The sequence below is a fragment of the Lysinibacillus sp. AR18-8 genome (genome assembly GCF_001705465.1).
Taxonomy (GTDB): Bacteria; Bacillota; Bacilli; order Bacillales_A; family Planococcaceae; genus Lysinibacillus; species Lysinibacillus capsici.
In genome coordinates this window covers 47,040-60,616 of record NZ_MDGU01000013.1, presented here as the reverse complement: position 1 = coordinate 60,616, position 13,577 = coordinate 47,040, and the positions used below count along the sequence as shown (strand labels likewise).

Genomic DNA, 13,577 nt, shown 5'->3' with positions numbered 1-13,577 from the left:
CGCTACTCTCTACTAATTATTGTAAAAATTTCTCTTCAAAGAACTTCAGTTGATGTTCTAATGTGATAGGGTCATTGAAATAAAAGGCATTTGCATTCACTTCAAATAAATGACCATTTTTCACTGCTTCTAAATCTTTAAACCATGCTGCATCTGTAAAGGAATTATCTTGATCTTGGAACATACTGAAGATCACATAGTCACCTGCATATTCCCCTAAAACTTCTTGAGAAATAGCATAGTAGCCAGGCTCTAACGCTGTTTCTTTTACTTTCTCAGGCATTTTCAAGCCCATTTCTTGATATAAAATCTCTGTTCCACGACCCCAGTTATCGCCATAAATATAGAACTGTTTATTAAAGTTCTCTGCTACTGTTACAGTCGCATCTTCACCGATTTTTTCTTTAATCTTTTTACCAGCTTCTGCTGCACGTGTTTTAAAATCTTCTACCCAAGCAGTTGCTTCTTTTTCTTTATTTACCACTTTACCGATTTCGATGAACTGCTGTAAATAGTCTACTTTACCATACGTAAATAATACAGTTGGCGCGATTTCTGCTAATTTATCAGCATTTTCAATACCATTTAAGCCAATAATTAAATCTGGTTCTAGCTCAAGAATTTTTTCAATATCTGTATTTTCAACTACAACAGCATCTTTAATCGCATCTTCGAAGTTGGGATTTTTTGCTGCCCATGCATCCACACCAACAACATTTACATCAAGCTGTAATAAGCTTCCTACAAAAGAAGATAGTACAACAACACGTTTCGGATTTGCTGGTACTTCTACAGGACCTGACTCTGATTGATATGTGATTGTTTCTGTTGAAGCTTCCTCTTTTGAGCCTTCATCAGCCTTCTCTGTTTTTTCTTCCTTACTGCCACATGCTGCAAGTACTAGCACAAGCATCATAAACATTGGTAATAGCCACTTTTTCATTGTTATTCTCCTTTTAAATGGTTTGTAATAAGTCATATGTAATGCACATTGGTTTGTTCGTTCGTGGATCTTTGCCAATAACTGCATCTATATTAAATACTTTTTTCAATACTTCTGGAACCATCACTTCTTCAGCCGTTCCGAATTTTACAAGCTCACCTTGTGAAAGCGCTACAATATAATCTGAAAAACGTGCCGCTTGATTTAAATCATGGAGGACCATGACAATCGTGCGCCCCTGTTCTTCATTCAGCCTGTAAAGTAGCTCTAAAACTTCTAGCTGATGAGCCATATCTAAATAAGTTGTCGGTTCATCTAAAAAGATAATGTCGGTTTCTTGGGCCAAGGCCATCGCAATCCATACGCGCTGACGTTGTCCACCAGATAAAGCATCTACAGATTGTAAACGGAATTCTTCTGTTTTGGTTACCTGTAAAGCCCAGCCAATAACATCTTTATCTTTTTGTGATAAATTCCCGAAGCCCTTTTGATAAGGAAATCGACCGTAGGATACAAGCTCTTCCACTGTTAAACCATGTGCACTTTCTGGACTCTGTGGTAAGATTGCCAGCTCTTTTGCTAATTCTTTTGTTTTCATCTTGGAAATATTTTGACCATCTAATATGACCTGTCCACTCTCATGCTTTAAAATCCGTGTGATAGCTTTTAACAAGGTTGATTTTCCACAACCATTTGAACCAATGATTGTCGTGATTTTGCCATCAGGAATTTGCAGCGATAAGTCATGCACAATCGTTTTATTCTCATAACCAACACGAATCGATTCAACTTCTAAACGCAAATCGGACCCTCACTTTCTTTTTACTTCTTTCCATGCTATGATATTCAAAGCTAAAAATGATAATCATTATCACTAGAATTAGTCTAGTTACCTGATAAGATTTTGTCAATTACTTTTTTACTATTTGTTAAGGATGTGGCAATAAAAATGCAGCATGTGTATGATGTGACAATTATTGGCGGTGGCCCAGCTGGCTTATATAGTGCCTTTTATAGTGGTTTACGGGGTTTAAAAACAAAATTATTAGAAAGTCAACCACAGCTTGGCGGTAAAGTATTACTTTATCCTGAAAAGCTGATATGGGATATTGGGGGACATCCTCCCGTTTTGGGTGAACAATTTGTTAAACAATTAATCGAGCAAGCCAAAACATTTGATCCTACAATTTTGACAGGTACAAAAGTAGATTTAATTGAACGTCACAATGATATTTTTGTCATTCATACAGCAGCTGGTGAAAAGCATTATTCTAAAACGGTACTGTTAGCTGTAGGTGGCGGCATTATTAGCCCTCAAAAGCTAACACTTGAGGGCGCTGAAAAATATGAAATGTCCAATCTACATTACACTGTGCAATCGTATAAACGTTTTGTCGATAAGGATATCATTATCTCAGGCGGTGGTAATGCAGCCATCGATTGGGCTGTTGAATTAAGTCCGATTGCCAAAAGCGTAACGATTGTTTACCGCAAAGAGAATCTATCAGCACACGAAGCCACTGTACAGGAAGCACTGGATGCAGGTGTGCGCATTGAGTGTAATACAACGATTACAAAGCTTTCCGCAAATATTGATAAAACGGCTATTCAATTAGTCACATGTGAGAATACGATAACGAAGCAAAGTTATACGCGTCAAATCGATGAGGTAATCGTCAGTCATGGCTATAGTCGTGAGGCGTCTCTTGCATTTGATGAGGCCATTGCCATTCCGAAAAAGGATGATTATTATGTTGAAGGAAAGGCAACAGGTGAAACAGCACAACCAGGTATTTTTGCAGCAGGTGATATTTTATCATTTGATGGAAAAATTAATTTGCTACTTGGCACATTCCAAGATGCCGCCAATGCAGTCAATTCTATTAAAACGTATTTAGAACCAACTGCCTATCGTCATGGCATGGTGTCCTCGCATAATGAGCTATTTAAAGAGAAAAATCGCTCTATTATCGAAAAGCAATTTGCACCAGCCCATTAAACCTAAATATAACCCTCTTAAGAGTCTGATCTTAAGAGGGTTTCTAGTTTTTATCTAAATAAACTTAATAACGCTCCCATCTGTCTCAACATATTTACTCCATTTGTAATCGTCCCAGCATGCCCCATAATTGTATTTAAATGATCTGGTAAATTTCCTAATCTAGGACCTTGCTGTTGTTGATTGGGAGAATAGTATGGTTGCACCATCCTACCTCGAAAAGGTGGGCCAAAATATTGCCTATTGTTTGGCGGATATGGACCTCTTCTAGCATTCGGCTGAAAATATGGCATTTATACACCCCCTATCTGAAAGCTTCTAACTAGTATATGTAAAAATTTTTATAGCGAATTAGACTTTTGAAGAAGAGGTTAAAAATAATAAGGGAACCATACTAGTTTCCCTGTCATACTATAAGAGAAAAGAAGGTGGTACTATACAAGACTCTCATTATCTTACCTTTTTAGCTAAGTTCGGGGTCGGAGGCGCACATCCTGGGGGCATTAATCTATCAAAGGCTGTTTTGCAAGCGGAGAATATCGAGCAAAACACACATATTTTAGATGTGGGATGTGGTACAGGGCAAACGGCTGCTTATTTAGCATCTTCCTATCAAGCAAACGTCACAGGTCTCGATATTCAGCCCATCATGATAGAAAAGGCTCGTCAGCGAATGCATAAAGCGCGTCTACCTGTTAAACTTCTGCAAGGCTCTATTGAACAAACCTCGTTAGCGAACGAGACATTTGACTTGATTCTAGCTGAGTCGGTTCTGGCCTTTGTTAATTTGCAGCAGGCTTTGCAGGAAATTTATCGTTTATTGAAAAAAGGTGGCCGCTTCATTGCTATCGAATTTACCATTCCTCAAACACTTCGTACCGAACTTGCAGACGACCTCCAACAATTTTACGGCTTTCAGTCTCTCCTCAGGAAAAAGGATTGGGTAAGACTACTGCAACAGGCTGGTTTTTATGATATCCATATACAAAAAAACAAATCCATCTCATCCAAGCCTGAATTTCAAGTTTCCACAGATATGGAATCCGAATTCTATAAAATCATGGATCAGCATATTGCCATGAATGAAAAATACGAAGACATTTTAGACTATCGCATCTATACCTGTACAAAATAATGAGCCGGCAGCAAAAGCGTTGCTGGTTTTTGTGCTGGCACAGCATACTTTATGACACCTGTCATCAAGATTCTTTGACTGGTGTGAATAGGTTATCTCTTGAAATTTTCTTATCCTTAAGGTAAGAAAACAAAGAAAGAGTGATCGAACTTATGCAAACACAACAAAGACTTCCCTTTATCGATATGTTAAGAGGCTTTGCCGTCTTAGGAACGCTTGGCACAAATATTTGGATTTTTGCTTATCTTGGTGATTTATCGTATATAACAACAAGTGATTATTCTGGTTGGTGGTCCTTCAATGATTTTTTACGTATGGTCGTATTATTTTTCGTTAATGGCAAGCTGCTTGGGTTGTTAACAATTATGTTTGGAGTAGGCCTGCAATTAAAATATCAGCAAGCCTTACGGAGAGGTACAGCATGGCCAGGAGTATACCTGTGGACTATCATCTTCTTAGGGTTAGAGGGGCTACTGCACTACACGCTTGTGATGGAGTATGATATTTTAATGAGCTATGCTGTCACAGCATTCATCGTCGCTTTTATTGTACGTTTGGGTGATAAGGTCATGACGGGAGCCTTTTATTTTTTTGGTGGCTTTCACATCCTAATGATTCTGCTTATTTTTATCAGTACCATACAAGGAGCTGGTGTTTCATTAAATGGTATGGCATCCGTTTCTGAGCTCTATGAACATGGCACATGGTTTGCGCAGGTGCAGCATCGTCTCACAAACTTTTTATTTTATCGCTCAGAAGCTATATTTATTATCCCGATGAATGTCTTTTTATTTTTACTTGGCGTGAAGTTCATGCGTAATGAGGTATTTTCACCAACAGACAAAGGACGTCAAACTCGACAAAAGCTCTTTAATATCGGTGTATTCGTTGGCTTTCCTATCAATCTGCTTATTTTTATTCCTGGTGGGCTTTTTGATTTACCTGTTCGCTATCTTTGTGCCCCTCTTCTATCCATTGGCTATATTGGAATTTTAGGTAAACTGGTAGAATATAAGAGGCTAGACTGGCTTTGGCAGCGCTTTGCTCATGTTGGTAAAATGTCTTTAAGCTGCTATGTCCTCCAAAACGTGCTTGCGTCGATTATTTTTTATGGCTGGGGGCTTGGCTTAGGTGGGCAAGTCAATAGCTTCACTGTCATTGGTATTTGGCTATCTCTATCAATCTTACAACTTGTTATAGCATTCGCTTGGTTACAGAAATTTCAAATGGGCCCTATGGAATGGATTCGTAAAAAAGCCCTTCAAGCGATGACACAGTAATCAGCAACAAAGGATGGTGCTAGTAATAAAAATATATCCTAGAGAACAAATTAAGCATTATTTAATCATTGATGCAGCTTCTGTCATTTTCCTATTCGCATTAGTATTAGGGTCTCATTCCCTTCCCTTAGCTATGAAAATAACAGTGCTCCTTTTATACCTAATAGCCTTCTACATTGCTTTATGGCATCGAGATTGGACGCTACTTACTGCATCTCTAGTAGCCTTTGTCCTTATCACCTTACTTAGCATAATTGTCGATCCTTTTATGCTTATTTTTGGCTTTACCTTTGCCGACTTACTAGGACGTGCAAAATCAAAATGGCATATTGCCTGTGGGATTGTAGCCATCGCTGTCATGTTTTTGACGGTTTTGTACATGACAACAGATTCCCTTTTACCAAAAGAATCACAGGTACTAGTACCGATTATGATGTTTCAACTGGTGCTCCCGATTCTCATTTATTTTGTGGAAAAGTCGAAAAATCTGCAGGCTGAGCTGGCAGACGTAAATACACAGCTTGTTCAGCAAGAGGAACGACAACGGATCGCTAGAGACCTTCATGATACAATTGGCCATACGCTCACAATGATTAAAGTAAAAACCGAACTAACGACCAAACTGATTGACCGAGATCCTTCAAGCGTGAAGCCTGAGCTACATGACATATTAGCCACTACCCGTACCGCCTTAAAACAAGTACGTGAGCTTGTGTCTGATATGAATTTTATTTCTTTGCAAACGGAGCTTATTCATTGCCAACAGCTTTTACAAAGCGCGAATATTACGACAACCCTTGACAATCAATGTCCTCAAATCGTACTTTCTAGTGTGGAGGAAACGATGCTTGCTCTATGTGTACGAGAGACGACTACGAATATTCTCAAGCATAGTCAGGCAAAAAAATGTCATTTCACCATTCAATGTTGTGCTGGACACTATACACTTGTGATGAAAGACGATGGCATCGGTTTACAGTCACAAGGACGTGGGAATGGCATCCACTCCATAAAAGAAAGAATGCATATGCTGCAAGGCTTTGCCCTGATTGAAAGTGACACACCAGTAGGCACAAGCGTCACCCTCACTCTACCAATTCAAGATGGAAAGGAGCCTCTAAGATGATACGTGTATTACTAGCAGAAGACCAACAAATGTTACGTGGTGCCCTAACTTCGCTACTAGCGTTTGAGCCTGATATTGAGGTCATAGCTGAGGTGGCAGATGGACAACAAGCATGGGAATTGATCCAGCAGGAGCCACCAGATATTTGCCTAGTCGATATTGAAATGCCCCATCTATCAGGGCTTGAGCTTGCTGAAAAAATTAAACAGGCCAACCTCCCTTGCAAGGTAATGATTGTAACAACCTTTGCACGCCCTGGTTATTTGCAGAAGGCAATGGATTGCGAGGTACACGGCTATCTATTGAAAGATGAACCCATCGATTATTTAATTGCTACTATTCGAAAAATCATGCAAGGAGAAAAGGTGGTCAGCAAGGATTTAGCCGCCTCCTTATTTATGAAGGAGCAAAACCCTTTAAATGAACGAGAAATTGCGGTGCTTCAGCTAGTCAAAAAAGGCTTGACCACAAACGAAATCAGTAAGCAGTTATTTTTAACGAAGGGCACGATTCGCAATTATTTATCTACCTCTATTCAAAAGCTACAAGTTGAATCTAGACAGCAAGCCGCTCAGGTAGCAGGTGAAAAAGGCTGGCTATAAAAAAAATCTCGCCACAGCTGTGACGAGATTTTTACAATGTTAGCATAAAATACGTTCCATTTATTAGGCTTCAAATGACAGATTCATTGTTTTATTAAGCAAAAGAACGTTTATTTTCCTTGTAGAACTAAATCTGTTGCTATAGCCCAGTTGTTTAATGGGATTACGGTATAGCTGACATTTGCTTTCAACGTACCACCATTCGTTAGATCAAAAATGCCCACAGCACCTTTACGTGATGAATAACGATATTGTGCTTGCAATGTACTCCCATCACTGCCTTTTAACGCTACACTTCGGCCAGCAAGTAAATCAGATTGCGGATCGTTTCTTAATTGTAATTCAAAGGATTTTTCATCCATGGCTTTCGCTGTTTGCAGAGTGATTGGCGCGATTTCTTTCGCTACAAAGCTCCTTACATCTATTTCCGCCCATTGTGCGTACACACGGTAAGTCACACCTGGTTTTAAAACCTTGCCAGCAGGGAGTCTAAATTGTGGAGCCTGTCTGCCATCAGCTGCTTGTGTAAATGGTACATAATTAGCAACAAACTCTTCTCCCTCACTTGTTCTCACCGTCACATAGCGATCACGTAAGGAAGAAATAACATCAAAGCGTTTGCCGCTAGCATCTCGATTATGACCATCTAAGCTAAATGCTAAATCTCCACGGCCTGCGCGATAGGCTTCAATAATATTAGCATAATCTACTACGCCATCCTCCTGAAAGGATTCCAATGTAAATGTATCATTTGTGACTTGCTCCACATTGCGTACATATACCTTTTCATCTGTGCCCTCAAAAACTTTATTGCGTTGCTCTTTATAGCTCAATGTATAGATAAAATCATCTTCTTGGAATGTTGTTGGTACAATATATGTACTCTTAGAGCCTGTCATTAAGCGTGGCACTTTGACAATCTCTAAATCTCCATTAAACGTAAAATGTTTTTTTATAGCATCTAAATGATTTAGGTCTACATCAGCTGCTGCTAATGGCTGATTAAATGTAATTTGTAGTGTCATTGTATTTAATGGCTTGATGTTTGTAATTTTAGCTACTTGCTCGTTTTCCGCTACTACTGCTTTATTGCTTGCCGCATCTGCATTTAATGGCTCGCCTATGGTTACTAGACCTGCTGATACTACGGATAAAGCCAATGCTGCTGGGACAATACGTTTTCTTAATTTCATTTGTTGAACTCTCCTTTATGGTGAAATTTGGTTTACAAAATTTATCATAAAGTCCATATCTAAACTGCTAATAAATAAACTATTAAAAAAGAATTAAAAAATAGGAAAAATAATTTAAGAACAAAAAACTGTAGAGAGCTGTCTTTACAGTTTGCATGTTGTTGAAAAAAGATGATGTCAACGCCAGAAAAAGCAACTTTGCAAGTCGAGGGGTTGATTTCCGTTACACCAGCGTCCTTTCCAGGGGGCGTCCGATGAGCCGCTTCACTCACTTACGTTCGCTCCAGGGTCTCCTCTTGACGCTAAATCCCCTAGGAGTGACGCTGGCTCCACTCCAATCAACCATTCTGCAAAGTGTCTTTACTTTTTTATAGTAACAAATGGTCCATTAACTGTATTCTTAGAGGGGATAAGTTGTTATTTTCAATGTGGAGAAGTGATGCATGACAACACTTCATAAAGAGTAGTGAACACCTTCACTTTATTTGAAAACCTTTGCTAATAAGTTAGTGGGTTGAAGTGGAAGGCTGCTTGACTCCCGTGGGATAGCAAGACAGGCGAAACTCTAAATGGAGCGGTAGCGGAGGAAGTGATTCGGCGCTCGCCCACAGGAAAGCAAGTAGCCTGCAACGGAAATCCATTTCTACCTTTCAATTGACTGTTTTGTTTTTCAACACTAAGAAAACTGTAGAGAGCCGTCTCTACAGTTTGGGTTACTTTGCGCCTGCTGCAAGTAGAATTTGTTCGATTGCTTTAAATCCTCGTTGTTTTGCATGTTGCAATGGTGTCACGTTATTTTGATCGGGAATATTTACATCAGCACCATGTTCAATTAGTCGTTGTATTACGGTTTGCTGTGTTGGATTGCCGTTATTTAAGACAATCGCCTCCATCAGGGCTGTCCAGCCTAAATGATTCACATGATTGACGTCAATATCGGTATTGCTCAATAGCTCCTCGATGACCTCCACATGACCATGCTCTGCTGCTGGTATGAGTGCTGTTCCCCCATATCGATTTAAAATAGTCGGATCAGCACCAGCTTGAATGGTCATCTTTAAAATACCCAGATAGCCCTCCGCACCTGCATAGAGAAATGGCGTATTTTGCTGATTATCCTGAATATTAACATCTGCTCCTGCATCTATTAATAATTTAACTGCCTCTATATCCTGATTATAGGTAGCTATCATCAAAGCTGTTCGATTATTTGAATCTTGTACATTGATGTCCCCTTTTTGTTTCAAAGCATGTTGAAGCCCATCGATATCTCCCCTTTCAGCTGCATTGAGCAACTCACTCGCCCATTCTGTTCCCACCACTTCACTCCCACCTTTATCATGCTGTATTGTTTCTGTATCCATTGAGGCACACCCTTGAAGTAAAAATGTTAATGCAATGATTACTGCCTGCCTTTTTTTCAATTTTAAAACACCGCCTTTCCTTCCTCAGTGTAAGCGGTAATGCTAAATTGCCCATTAACGAATTCTTAAAAAAGTCTAAAAAAACTACCCCGCCACAAGGACGAGGTAGTTTTACTTAAACATTGAAGCGATAGCCTGCACCCCATACTGTTTCCAAAAACTTGGGATGCGCTGGCTCTCGTTCAATTTTTTCACGTAGCTTTCGTATATGAACAGTGACAGTCGAAACGTCTGCAGCTGATTCATAGCCCCAGTTTCGCTCATATAGCTGTTCCTTGCTTAATACTTGATTGGGGTGTCTAACAAAAAAGACAAGTAAATCAAATTCCTTCGTTGTAAAGGCAATCTCCTCACCATTAACAAACACCTTTCTAGCAGAAGTATCGATTGTAATACCATGAATGGACATCATATGATTTGTTTGTTGATGGGTCGCCAGACGCTCATATCTCGACAAATGGGCCTTGACCCTTGCCACTAATTCACTCGGACTAAATGGTTTTGTAATATAATCATCCGCCCCGAGTCCAAGACCACGAATTTTATCAATATCCTCCTTTTTAGCTGAAACAAATAAAATGGGAATATTGTGTACTGCTCGAATCTGTTTACAAATGTCAAAGCCACTTATCCCTGGTAGCATGATATCCAAAATGATTAAATCATAATTACCTTTAAGTGCCTGCTGTAGCCCATCCTCTCCATGATGTTGGATATCTACTGTAAAGCCATTAATCTCTAAATAATCTCGTTGAAGCTCAGCTATGCTCACTTCGTCTTCAATTAGCAGAATTTTTTTCATGATGATTCACCTTCTCCTCAGCCTTTTTCAATGAAATGAATATGCTCGTCCCCTTTGCTAATTCACTCTTTGCCCAAATATCGCCACCCATTTCAACAACGATTTGTTTGGCAATGGCTAACCCTAAGCCACTGCCTCCTGTTTGCGAATTACGTGAAGGCTCCGCACGGTAAAATCGATCAAAAATATAGGGCAATGCGACAGGATCAATGCCTGCACCATTATCTGTTACCTGAATAATCGCATCCTCTGCTCGTTCATGCAAGGAAATAATGATTTGCTTATATGGCTTATCCATATATTTTTCGCTATTACTTAAAAGGTTCGTCAGGACACGTCTTAATTTATCTCGGTCCACCATTGCCAAAAGCGGCGAGCCTGCTGATAGATATTGTAAATGAATATCCCGTGCAATAAAATCAAAGCTTGCATCCTCTACATAATCATGCATATATTGGTGGAGATTGATGCTTTCCAATTGGAAGGGAATCTTTTTTAAATCCAATTTAGAAAATAAGAATAGCTCATCAATTAATACATCCATATCCTTTGCCTTTGTATAGATAGTTGTTAAATATTTATCCATCTTTTCCTCTGTATTTGCCACACCATCTTTAATGCCCTCTACATAGCCGATAATGGAAGTCATCGGCGTTTTTAAATCATGGGAGATATTGGAGATGAGCTCCTTTCGATTTTCCTCATATTGAAGCTGAAGCTGGATAGATTCTTTTAATTTGACTCTCATTTCCTCGAATGACCGATTCAGCTGACCAATTTCATCCTTCGAGTGGGTCGCAATTTCAAAATCCAAGTCGCCCGATTTAATTCGTTCTGCCCCTTCCTTTAATGCCGAAATCGGTTTAATAATACTTCTTGATACTAAATAATTTAAAAAGCCAATGATCATCATAAACAGGACAAATAAAATACCTAAAAGAATCGGTAGCAGTTCCCTCGTTACCTCTGCATGGGAACTAACCTCTCTCAATACGAAAATACTGCCCTCTGTTTGATCTGGAAAATAAAAATCAAATTTAACATACGTATAAAAGGCTCGATTTATCATGATGGTGTCACGAGAATTAATATTGGTCGCTTCAAAGCTAGGTAAGCTTTGAAGCAATAATTGTTTATGCTCTTTCTGTGTTGAATACACGATTTGATGATCTTTTCGTACCACAATCTCTATCGAAGGCGCATTGATTTGTTCAAGCTGTTCGAGATCTAAAAGCTGCTGGGGACTTTTTTTAGCTAGTAATTTTAAATCTAGAAACGCATTTTCCTCTACTGTCGTCAAAGGCTTTTGTACATAAGATTTTTTATAAAAATGCTCAATCGCTTTGACATCACCTGTAATGGCAAAGGAAAAAAGAAAAACCGCTGCTAGTAAAAGTGTGATGGCAATGATGATGACACCCACATATGATAGCAAAAACCTTGTTTTTATTGACATCTACATCCCCCCCATAAGCTGAAACTACTAGCAATGTACCATACAAATCTTAAAACTTTATAAAATCATGCTGAAAAATCTATAAACATTTTTGCCGCTTCAGTATAGTATTGCGTTCCTATAAATGAAATAAACAAAAAAAGATACGGCACAAACCCGCTGTGCCGTATCATCTTTGCTTTATTTAGTTTCTTGTGCTCTTAGCTTCTTCTTTGTTTGCCAACCTAAAAGGATAAATTCAATTACTACCACAGCGATTAATGACGCACCAAATAGCGGCATCATAATCCCTAATATGACAAGGAAAATGATAAATGGCATGGATATTTTATGAGAAATTTGCGGTGGTGCAGACAGCTCCCCTTTTTTTCTACGCAAAATCCAAGTGCGAATGCCCCACACGATTACGGCTAAAAAGGCTAGACAAACCACTAAGTTTAAAAGCTTATTCGGCCAGCCGAATAAATGCCCTTCATGTAATGGTATTCCCCATGTAAAGAATTTAGCTAATGGGCCATAATCGTCATAATTCACTTGATCGATAAACTTGCCACTATACTGATCAAAATACATTGTGGCTTCTGCTGTGGGTTTTACATCTAGCCCTGTTACACCAGAATTACTAGCCTTCGCCACTGTATAGACGCCCTCACCGTTTGACGGATAAATTATAGAGTAAGGCTTAGCAATGTTCATCGAATTGATTTCTTTTTCAAGCTGAGCAATCGTCATTTGGCTATCGTTCGTATAACGGACAGCTCCACCGCCATGATGTTGGGCATGTTCTCCTTCTGATGTCGGTGCCTCTAATTGACGAGTCGCCCATGGTATTTCAGAGACATCAGATGTTGGTGGCTTTTGTTGGAGTAATGGATACCCAAAAGTAGGATTTTCTGACGCTATATCTGCAAGCATGGAACCTTGAAAAGCAGACCATAATAGCCCAGTCGAAATGAACATCACCATTGGAATGGTAATGATTGTCCCAACAAGTGCATGCAATCTCTTACTTTTTTGCCTCTTATTCTCCGACTTGCCCTTCTTTAGGAGATTTCCTTTGAATGTCATATAAAGACCTGACAGTAATAAAAAGATCGTCCAACAAGCTGCTAGCTCTACTAAATAGTTTACAAAGGTACCACCAATAAAGAGGGAGCTATGCGTATTTCTCATAATATTTGAAAATGTATAATCGGCGTCCTGACTACCAACCATTTGATTGTGATCATCTAAAAATACGTACTTTTGTTTAGTGCCATTTGATAAAGTTAAACGCGTATTATATGGCTCCTCCAACATAATCACTTTCGTAGTAGAGTATCCTGCAAATGCCGACTCCGCTTTTTCCACGGCATCATCAATTGTTAAGACCTCTTCCTTATGGCTCTCACCAAAGAAATAATCGTCATATAATCGATTTTCTACATCTGTAAAAAACAAATAACCAATCCCACTTAATGTGAGAGACAGCAATAAAGGCGTAATAAAAAGTGCTGCGAAAAAATGAAGTCGCCAAAACCTAGAATAAAGCAAATTTTTCATATTTAATCTCCAATCTCTCTATTTATAGCAGATTAATTATATAAGTAAAAAGTGAAATATGAATGAAGTCCTAAA

13 protein-coding genes are annotated in these 13,577 nt (G+C 39.0%); 5 read left to right on the top strand and 8 right to left on the bottom strand.

Annotation, left to right across the window (positions count from 1 at the left end; all coding sequences use genetic code 11):
- Positions 1-16 precede the first annotated feature (16 nt).
- Entirely contained in the window at positions 17-943 is a 927-nt protein-coding gene (locus BFM98_RS11360) for an iron-hydroxamate ABC transporter substrate-binding protein (RefSeq protein ID WP_048390303.1), read from the bottom strand.
- Positions 944-956: 13 nt separating this feature from the next.
- Entirely contained in the window at positions 957-1,745 is a 789-nt protein-coding gene (locus BFM98_RS11355; RefSeq protein ID WP_048390300.1) for an ABC transporter ATP-binding protein, read from the bottom strand.
- Positions 1,746-1,892: 147 nt separating this feature from the next.
- Here BFM98_RS11355 and BFM98_RS11350 point away from each other — a divergent pair, with 147 nt between their 5' ends.
- Positions 1,893-2,942 carry an NAD(P)/FAD-dependent oxidoreductase gene (locus BFM98_RS11350; protein WP_066037430.1) on the top strand — a complete coding sequence of 350 codons (1,050 nt, stop codon included), beginning with the start codon at positions 1,893-1,895 and terminating at the stop codon, positions 2,940-2,942.
- Positions 2,943-2,992: 50 nt separating this feature from the next.
- Here BFM98_RS11350 and BFM98_RS11345 read toward each other — a convergent pair whose 3' ends face one another.
- Entirely contained in the window at positions 2,993-3,235 is a 243-nt protein-coding gene (locus BFM98_RS11345; RefSeq protein ID WP_004229360.1) for a hypothetical protein, read from the bottom strand.
- A gap of 230 nt (positions 3,236-3,465) precedes the next feature.
- Here BFM98_RS11345 and BFM98_RS11340 point away from each other — a divergent pair, with 230 nt between their 5' ends.
- The 4 genes from BFM98_RS11340 to BFM98_RS11325 all read left to right on the top strand — a co-directional run bounded on the left by BFM98_RS11340 (position 3,466) and on the right by BFM98_RS11325 (position 7,085).
- The gene (locus tag BFM98_RS11340) at positions 3,466-4,077 is read left to right on the top strand and encodes a class I SAM-dependent methyltransferase (protein ID WP_066037429.1); all 612 of its coding nucleotides are present in this window, start codon (positions 3,466-3,468) and stop codon (positions 4,075-4,077) included.
- 152 nt (positions 4,078-4,229) lie between these two features.
- Positions 4,230-5,357 (top strand): DUF418 domain-containing protein, encoded by a 1,128-nt coding sequence (locus BFM98_RS11335; RefSeq protein ID WP_066037428.1) that lies wholly within the window; start codon positions 4,230-4,232, stop codon positions 5,355-5,357.
- 13 nt (positions 5,358-5,370) lie between these two features.
- Positions 5,371-6,483 (top strand): sensor histidine kinase, encoded by a 1,113-nt coding sequence (locus BFM98_RS11330; protein ID WP_066037427.1) that lies wholly within the window; start codon positions 5,371-5,373, stop codon positions 6,481-6,483.
- On the top strand, positions 6,480-7,085 hold the full coding sequence (locus BFM98_RS11325; RefSeq protein ID WP_004229368.1) for a response regulator transcription factor: 606 nt from the start codon (positions 6,480-6,482) through the stop codon (positions 7,083-7,085). Before BFM98_RS11330 ends, BFM98_RS11325 begins: the two co-directional genes overlap by 4 nt.
- A 110-nt stretch (positions 7,086-7,195) precedes the next feature.
- Here the strand turns inward: BFM98_RS11325 and BFM98_RS11320 are convergent, their stop codons facing one another.
- From BFM98_RS11320 to BFM98_RS11295, 5 genes are all read right to left on the bottom strand, one after another.
- A complete protein-coding gene (locus tag BFM98_RS11320; protein ID WP_066037426.1) occupies positions 7,196-8,278 on the bottom strand; it encodes a hypothetical protein in 1,083 nt (360 codons plus the stop codon).
- Positions 8,279-8,991: 713 nt separating this feature from the next.
- Positions 8,992-9,702: an ankyrin repeat domain-containing protein gene (locus BFM98_RS11310; RefSeq protein ID WP_083225361.1), complete on the bottom strand. Its 711-nt coding sequence runs from the start codon at positions 9,700-9,702 to the stop codon at positions 8,992-8,994.
- A 115-nt stretch (positions 9,703-9,817) separates the two neighbouring features.
- Positions 9,818-10,504, bottom strand: a complete 687-nt coding sequence (locus BFM98_RS11305) for a response regulator transcription factor (protein WP_048390285.1) — start codon at positions 10,502-10,504, stop codon at positions 9,818-9,820.
- On the bottom strand, positions 10,482-11,960 hold the full coding sequence (locus tag BFM98_RS11300; RefSeq protein ID WP_048390284.1) for a sensor histidine kinase: 1,479 nt from the start codon (positions 11,958-11,960) through the stop codon (positions 10,482-10,484). The genes BFM98_RS11305 and BFM98_RS11300 overlap by 23 nt, the downstream gene beginning before the upstream one ends.
- A gap of 180 nt (positions 11,961-12,140) precedes the next feature.
- Positions 12,141-13,502, bottom strand: a complete 1,362-nt coding sequence (locus BFM98_RS11295; protein WP_066037424.1) for a PepSY-associated TM helix domain-containing protein — start codon at positions 13,500-13,502, stop codon at positions 12,141-12,143.
- Positions 13,503-13,577 lie beyond the last annotated feature (75 nt).